Source organism: Methanobrevibacter thaueri, from assembly GCF_015062905.1.
Classification (GTDB): domain Archaea; phylum Methanobacteriota; class Methanobacteria; order Methanobacteriales; family Methanobacteriaceae; genus Methanocatella; species Methanocatella thaueri_A.
The window spans coordinates 1-6,618 of record NZ_SUTK01000067.1; the positions used below are offsets into that span (position 1 = coordinate 1).

Sequence of the window (6,618 nt, forward strand, 5' to 3'; positions counted from 1 at the left end):
TGCAAAAGTAACCATTAAAAAATCCATCTTGAAAAAACTCAAAGTTGGCAAAAAAATCAAATACCAAGTAACCTACCTCAAACACACTGTAAAAAGAACCGTTAAAGTTAAAAAATAAGGATTATTTTCCTTATTTTTTCTATTTTTTTGAATCTGTAAAATTTTTAGACGTATCTTATTTTCAAAATTCTGCTAATTTTCTATCTAATAGTCTAAAATGTCAAAATTTCTCATTACTACAAAAAAAGTCGAATAAATTAAAAAAATGAGAAATAAAAGAATTATTGAAAAAAATAATGGAATAGATGGTGATTAGTAACCATCTACTAAAACTTTCAACTCACCAGTGACAATATCAATGATAAGACCATGTACCGGCACATCTGGGATTAATGGGTGGTTTTTGATTTTTTCAACAACGTTTTTAACGTTTTCCTCTTCGGATTCAAATCCTCCAATCCATTCATCAAGATCATATTTTGCAATGTCTTCCTCTTTGATTCCGCGTGCAAGCATTTTTTCTTTCAATGCTTCTGCATCGGCACCGGCCATACCACATTCTGTGTGGCCTACAACCATTACTTCTTCAGCACCAAGGTTATATAAAGCTGCACCGATTGATCTAATTGCGTCTTCACCTACAATGGAGTTTCCTGCGTTTCTGACGATTTTTGCATCTCCTCTTTTAAGACCGAGAGCCGGTTCGAAAAAGTCGATGAGTCTGCAGTCCATACAGGTCAGGATAGCTAATTTCTTAGCTGCATGGTGAGACATTTCTTCGCCTTCAAAGTTATCTACAAATTCCTTATTGTCTTTTAATACGTCTTCTAATATAGTCATAATTTATACTCCCCTTGACATAGCTGTAAGGCCAGTACGGGCTATTCTTTTTATTCCATAGCCTTCTACTAAAGATATGAATGCATTAATCTTTTCCTTATCTCCAGTCAGCTCAATCATTAGTGTCTGGTCTGTGACATCCAATATATGTGCCCTGAAGATATTTGAATATTGCATTATTTCTGCTCTTGCTTTAGCATTAGGAATGTTTACCTTGACAAGGCATAATTCCCTTTTAACGGCAGTTTTAGTGATATCTTTAATCTTGATAACATCAACCAATTTATTCAGTTGCTTTGTAACTTGTTCCAAACCCTTTTCATCCGCATGCACTGAAATGACCATACGGGATTGTCCTTCCACTTCTGAGCTTCCGACAGTTATGCTGTCAATGTTGAATCCTCTTCTATTGAACATTCCAGCCACTTTCTGCAGGACTCCCGGCTTATCCTCAACGAGTGTTGATATAACGTGATAATTTGATTCCATTTAAATCACATCCTTTTCGAGTTTATATTCCCCGATCATCTCATTAATTCCGGCTCCCGGCGGAAGCATAGGAAGGGCTTCCTCGGAGTCTATAACAACATTTAATAGGACCGGTTCATTATCTTTCATTGCACTTGACAGGGCTTCCCTGGTCTCGCCCGGTTCTGTAATCCTAACTGCATTTACTCCAAAACTTTCTGCGAGCTTTACAAAATCAGGACTATTGCCCAATAGGGTTTGAGAATGTCTGTTATTATATAATAAGCTTTGCCATTGGTATACCATTCCAAGGGTTCTGTTTTCCAAAACAACGGCAATGACCGGCAAATCATATTCATGAACGGTAGCCAGTTCCTGACAGACCATCAGGAAACCGCCGTCACCATTGATTGATACGACAGGGTCTTCAGGACAAGCCACTTTAGCTCCAATAGCTGCAGGGAATCCGAATCCCATTGTTCCAAGACCTCCTGATGAGATGAATTTGCGCGGCTTTTGTGTGTCAAAGAAATGTGCCGCCCACATCTGATTCTGACCTACATCAGTTGTCAATATTGATTCGGGCGTTAAAACCTCTGCAATCTCCTTTATGACAGTCTGAGGTTTTAAAGGAACATCGTCGTAACTTACACGTGGCAGCAATTCTTGCTTTTTGGCTTTAATCATATCTGTCCAATTATTCACTTCATTTGATGGAGTGTATTCGTCTAACACTTTATTTAATGATTTTAAAATATTTTTGGCATCTCCAACAATTGGCAAGTCAACATCAACATTCTTGCCGATTTCAGCAGGATCAATGTCAATGTGAATGACCTTGGTGTCAGGTACGAAACTGTCCAGTCTTCCGGTTGTTCTGTCTGAAAACCTTATACCGATAGCAATGAGTAAATCTGATTCGTTAATGTAATCGTTTGAAACTTTCCTTCCATGCATGCCAAGCATACCCAATGCCAAATCGTCAGTCTCATCAATAGCACCTTTACCTAAAAGTGAAGTCATTACCGGTGCGTTAATGGTTTCAGCCAGTTTCTTTAGCTCACAACATGCATTGGCTATGATGACACCTGCACCGGCCAAAATCATTGGCCTTTTAGCATCTTTAATCAAGTCACGGGCCTTCTTGATTTGCTTGATGTTGCCTTTAACGGTCGGATTGTAACCAGGTGTCTGAATCAGGTCATCCCTGAATTCTGTCAGTTCCCCTTCCTGAACCTCTTTTGGAACATCTATCAAAACAGGACCCGGCCTTCCAGTTGAAGCAATTTCAAAACTTGATTTAATCATTGAAGGTATTAAATCAGGGTCTTTAGGTTGATAACTATGTTTAGTTATAGGCATTGTTATTCCAATAATGTCAGCTTCTTGGAATGCATCATTTCCGATTAAATGAGTAGGAACTTGACCTGTAATTGCCACAATTGGAGAAGAATCCATGTAAGCTGTTCCTATACCAGTTACAAGATTGGTTGCTCCAGGGCCTGAAGTTGCCAAACACACTCCCACATGACCTGATGCCCTTGCATAACCGTCTGCAGCATGAGCAGCAGCCTGTTCGTGTCTAACCAGTATATGATCCATGTCTGCATCATATAGCATGTCATAGAATGGTATGGTCTGTCCGCCAGGATAACCAAATATCGTTTTGACCCCCATATTTTTGAGGGATTCTATTATCGCTTCTCCGCCTCTCATTGTAAAAACCTTTTTTCATATATTATACAATAACTTATGAATACAAAAATATATATAATTATTGAAATCATATTAAGGTTAGCAAATTGTGTGTGATAATATGAACTTTACAAAATATTTATGTCACAGGATACCTGAGAGAAGTTTCTTCATCAAAGGCCACCAATTTCCGGTTTGCGCAAGATGCACAGGCTTTTATACCGGACTGCTTGTTTACCTGATTTTTAACATCTTTTACAAGCATCCATATAATCTGGAAATGCTGTTCATTTCAATGATTCTCATGATTCCAGTGGCAATTGACGGCCTGACACAATATTTTGGACCAAGAGAAAGCACAAACAATTTAAGATTTATTACAGGTTTTATTGGAGGCATAGGCCTCATAATCTTTTTAAAAATAATAATAAGGTGGATTATCAATGTTTTGTAGAAACTGTGGTGAAGAAAACCCCGACAATGCAGTTTTCTGTAGAAACTGTGGTGAAAGACTGGAAAAAGAGGAAATAAAAAAAGCGGAAGTAATTGAAAAACCAGTAAACACACATCATGAGCAAAGCACAACAACCAGCACCCCTTCAAGCAATGATAACAATTGGATGGGCTGCTGCTTATGTATAATTGTTATCTTTATCGTGTTCGCGATTTTTGGATCACTCTAATCCTTCAAATAGTAATATAAAACAGCCTTTTGAGCATGCAGCCTGTTTTCAGCTTCATCAAAAACAACTGATTGAGGTCCATCGATTACCTCAGCGGACACTTCCTGACCTCTGATTGCAGGCAGGCAATGCATGAAAATAGCTCCATCATTAGCCAAACTCATTAAATCAGAATTGACTTGGAATGGTGCGAAATCTATTTCCCTTTTGGCTTTTTCGGCCTCATCGCCCATACTTACCCAGACATCAGTGAAAACCGCATCAACATTCTGCAATGCCAATCCTATATCATCAGTTATTGTTATTTCAGTATTGTTTTCATCCGCATATTCAAGGGCGGTCTTTAAAATATCTTCGCACGGCTCATATCCTTTAGGGCAAGCAACAGACATGTCCATTCCCAAAAGGGGAGCAATCAATAAAAGGGAATTGGATACGTTATTTCCATCACCGACAAAACAGATTTTCTTGCCTTCCCACTCACCCAAATGTTCCTTGATTGTCAAGACGTCAGCAAGGGCCTGGCAAGGGTGTTCAAGATCGGTTAATCCGTTGATGACCGGCACGTCGGAATGTTCAGCCAGTTCCACAACATCGGAGTGTTTGATAGCCCTTATCATTATTCCATCAACGAAACGGCTTAAAACCTTTGCAGTGTCTGAAATCGGTTCGCCTCTACCCATCTGCAAGTCATTTGAAGACAAAAAGATTGCCCTTCCGCCTAACTGATACATTCCAACATCAAAAGAAACTCTGGTTCTAGTTGATGATTTCTGGAAAATCATGGCCAATGTCTTGCCTTCAAGAGGCTTCTCTTCCATCTCACCCGCTTTGATTTTAACAGCCAAATCCAAAATGTATTTAACATCGTCCTTGATGTCTGTTATTGATAATAAACTATCCATTATAATCCCCTTTAAATAGTATAAAAAAAAGTATTTGTTAAATATATATATTAAATGTTTCTATGAAAATTTAATATCAAAATTGAAGATTTTTTCAAATTAGTATAAAAAAAAGAAAAAAAGAAATTTAGTTTAAAATTTCTTTCATGTGTTCGACACGCTTGTTGACAAGTTCTGTTGTACCTACATCACTTCTGTGGTAAACATTACCTTTAACAAACTCGCATGCCTTTTCAGCAATCTTTTCAGCCTCTTCGATGGATTCGCCACTGGCTACAATGCCCAATGCCCTTGAACCTGACAGGTGAATTCCGTCATCTTCCTCAGACACTGCCGCATAGAAGACCTTAGCGCCCATATCTTCAATGGCTTCCTCATCCACTTCAATGAGTTCGCCGGCATGCTGGGTTTCAGGATATCCGTCAGGCACGATGTATTTGCATACGCTTGCTTTGTCCTCGAATTCCACCTCATTGAGATTACCGTCAACGATAGCCTGACAAACATCAGCCAATGGAGTTTTTAAAAGAGGCAATACGTTCATAGCTTCAGGATCTCCGAATCTTGCATTGTATTCAATGAGTTTAGGTCCGTCAGCGGTAAGCATGAACTGGCCATATAGGATACCTTTGTAAGGTTCTGCCTCTTCAGCGATGGCCTTGAGGGTTGCCTTCATTATTTCAACAGCCTTATCATAATCTTCCTGGCTTAAGAACGGCAGCAATCCTCCAACATCAGAGTATGATCCCATTCCTCCGGTGATTGCGCCTACATCGCCTTCAAATGCGTGAGGATGGTCTTGCGCTGCAGGCATCGGTGCTAAATTTTCACCGTCACAGAAAGCCTGGATGGTAAATTCCTCACCGATTAATCTTTCTTCAATAATAACTTGGGCAAAACCGCCCATAACATTGTCAATAACTTCACATGAGTATTCCTTTGCCTCTTCATTATCCTTTAGATGGTCGCCGACAATTTTTACTCCTTTACCTCCTGTCAATCCAACAGGTTTAACTACAACATCACGGTCAAACTCATCCAAAAATGCTGACACATCATCTGAGTTGTCAAAGACCTTGTAAACAAGTGACCCTTCAATTTCATAGTCCTCAAAGAGTTTTCTCATAAATGACTTGTCGGTTTCGATTCTTGCCGCACTTTGGGTAGGTCCGACACATTTTATTCCATTTTTCTGAAGCTCATCCACGATTCCTTTTCCGAGCGGAGCTTCAGGACCGATGAATGCGATGTCAATGTCATTTTCGACAGCATATTCGGCAACCTTTTCCACTTCCCCCTCATCGCCTTGCTTAAACTCGGCAATCTTGCTCATTCCAGGGTTGACTTTACTCATGTAAACGTATAATTCCACATCATCCTTAAGGGCGTCAGCGATAGCATGCTCACGTGCACCGGTTCCAACAACTAAAACTTTCATGATAAAATTCTCCTTAATATAGAATATATTCCTAAAAATATTTAAATCATATCTAATTTCAAAGTAATTGTAAAAATCATCAGAATGAAATTTTAATGATTGTAAGTACTTGCATTCGAAAAGCATTATATATAAATTAAATTCATATTAATAAATTGGACGCTAATAATGTAAATAATAAAAATATAATTATTGCAATTTTGATTGTTATCATCATCGCAGTTGTTGGGTTTACAGTATTCTCCCAACCACAAGCAACAACCCAAGATGGTAAACTCAATACTCAAATCAATTTTTTAAGTCAAACAACCTTAAAAAATGGAGATCAAGTACAATTCGAACTTAAAGATGCACAAGGAGCTGTAATCGCTGGTCAACCTGTTACAATTTCATACGATGACGGTTCCGGAAATGTCCAAAAATACACAATCAATACTGACCAAAACGGTAAAGGATACCTCACATTGAACCACCCCATCCTATAGAGGATGGGGATTCCTGAATTTTTTTCACTTAATAATGGTTAATTTAAGTATTTTTTCAGGCTATCTCCGTTGAACCAGCGGTTTAGAATATTAATTGCTGCGTT

8 protein-coding genes are annotated in these 6,618 nt (G+C 38.7%); 3 read left to right on the forward strand and 5 right to left on the reverse strand.

Annotated features, from left to right (window positions below; genetic code table 11):
- Positions 1 to 312 precede the first annotated feature (312 nt).
- From E7Z79_RS08780 to E7Z79_RS08790, 3 genes are read right to left on the reverse strand one after another with little or no spacing between them, the layout of a single operon-like run.
- Positions 313 to 840 carry a carbonic anhydrase gene (locus E7Z79_RS08780; RefSeq protein WP_303739578.1) on the reverse strand — a complete coding sequence of 176 codons (528 nt, stop codon included), beginning with the start codon at positions 838 to 840 and terminating at the stop codon, positions 313 to 315.
- Positions 841 to 843: 3 nt separating this feature from the next.
- Positions 844 to 1,329, reverse strand: coding sequence for an acetolactate synthase small subunit (gene ilvN, locus E7Z79_RS08785; RefSeq protein WP_303739579.1), 486 nt, complete (start codon positions 1,327 to 1,329; stop codon positions 844 to 846).
- Entirely contained in the window at positions 1,330 to 3,024 is a 1,695-nt protein-coding gene (locus E7Z79_RS08790; protein WP_303739580.1) for an acetolactate synthase large subunit, read from the reverse strand.
- A gap of 100 nt (positions 3,025 to 3,124) precedes the next feature.
- Between E7Z79_RS08790 and E7Z79_RS08795 the strand changes: the two genes are divergently transcribed.
- Both E7Z79_RS08795 and E7Z79_RS08800 read left to right on the forward strand, forming a co-directional pair.
- Positions 3,125 to 3,457 carry a DUF2085 domain-containing protein gene (locus E7Z79_RS08795; RefSeq protein ID WP_303739581.1) on the forward strand — a complete coding sequence of 111 codons (333 nt, stop codon included), beginning with the start codon at positions 3,125 to 3,127 and terminating at the stop codon, positions 3,455 to 3,457.
- A complete protein-coding gene (locus E7Z79_RS08800) occupies positions 3,447 to 3,686 on the forward strand; it encodes a zinc ribbon domain-containing protein (RefSeq protein WP_303739582.1) in 240 nt (79 codons plus the stop codon). Before E7Z79_RS08795 ends, E7Z79_RS08800 begins: the two co-directional genes overlap by 11 nt.
- Here E7Z79_RS08800 and argF read toward each other — a convergent pair.
- Together argF and purD are read right to left on the reverse strand one after the other, a co-directional pair.
- Positions 3,683 to 4,591, reverse strand: coding sequence for an ornithine carbamoyltransferase (argF, locus tag E7Z79_RS08805; protein ID WP_296784017.1), 909 nt, complete (start codon positions 4,589 to 4,591; stop codon positions 3,683 to 3,685). The genes E7Z79_RS08800 and argF overlap by 4 nt on opposite strands.
- A 127-nt stretch (positions 4,592 to 4,718) precedes the next feature.
- Positions 4,719 to 6,029, reverse strand: coding sequence for a phosphoribosylamine--glycine ligase (purD, locus tag E7Z79_RS08810; RefSeq protein ID WP_303739583.1), 1,311 nt, complete (start codon positions 6,027 to 6,029; stop codon positions 4,719 to 4,721).
- Between the two features lie 155 nt (positions 6,030 to 6,184).
- On the opposite strand from purD, the gene E7Z79_RS08815 reads away from it, so the two are divergent.
- Complete coding sequence (locus E7Z79_RS08815) at positions 6,185 to 6,514, forward strand: hypothetical protein (RefSeq protein ID WP_303739584.1); 330 nt, start codon at positions 6,185 to 6,187, stop codon at positions 6,512 to 6,514.
- Positions 6,515 to 6,618 lie beyond the last annotated feature (104 nt).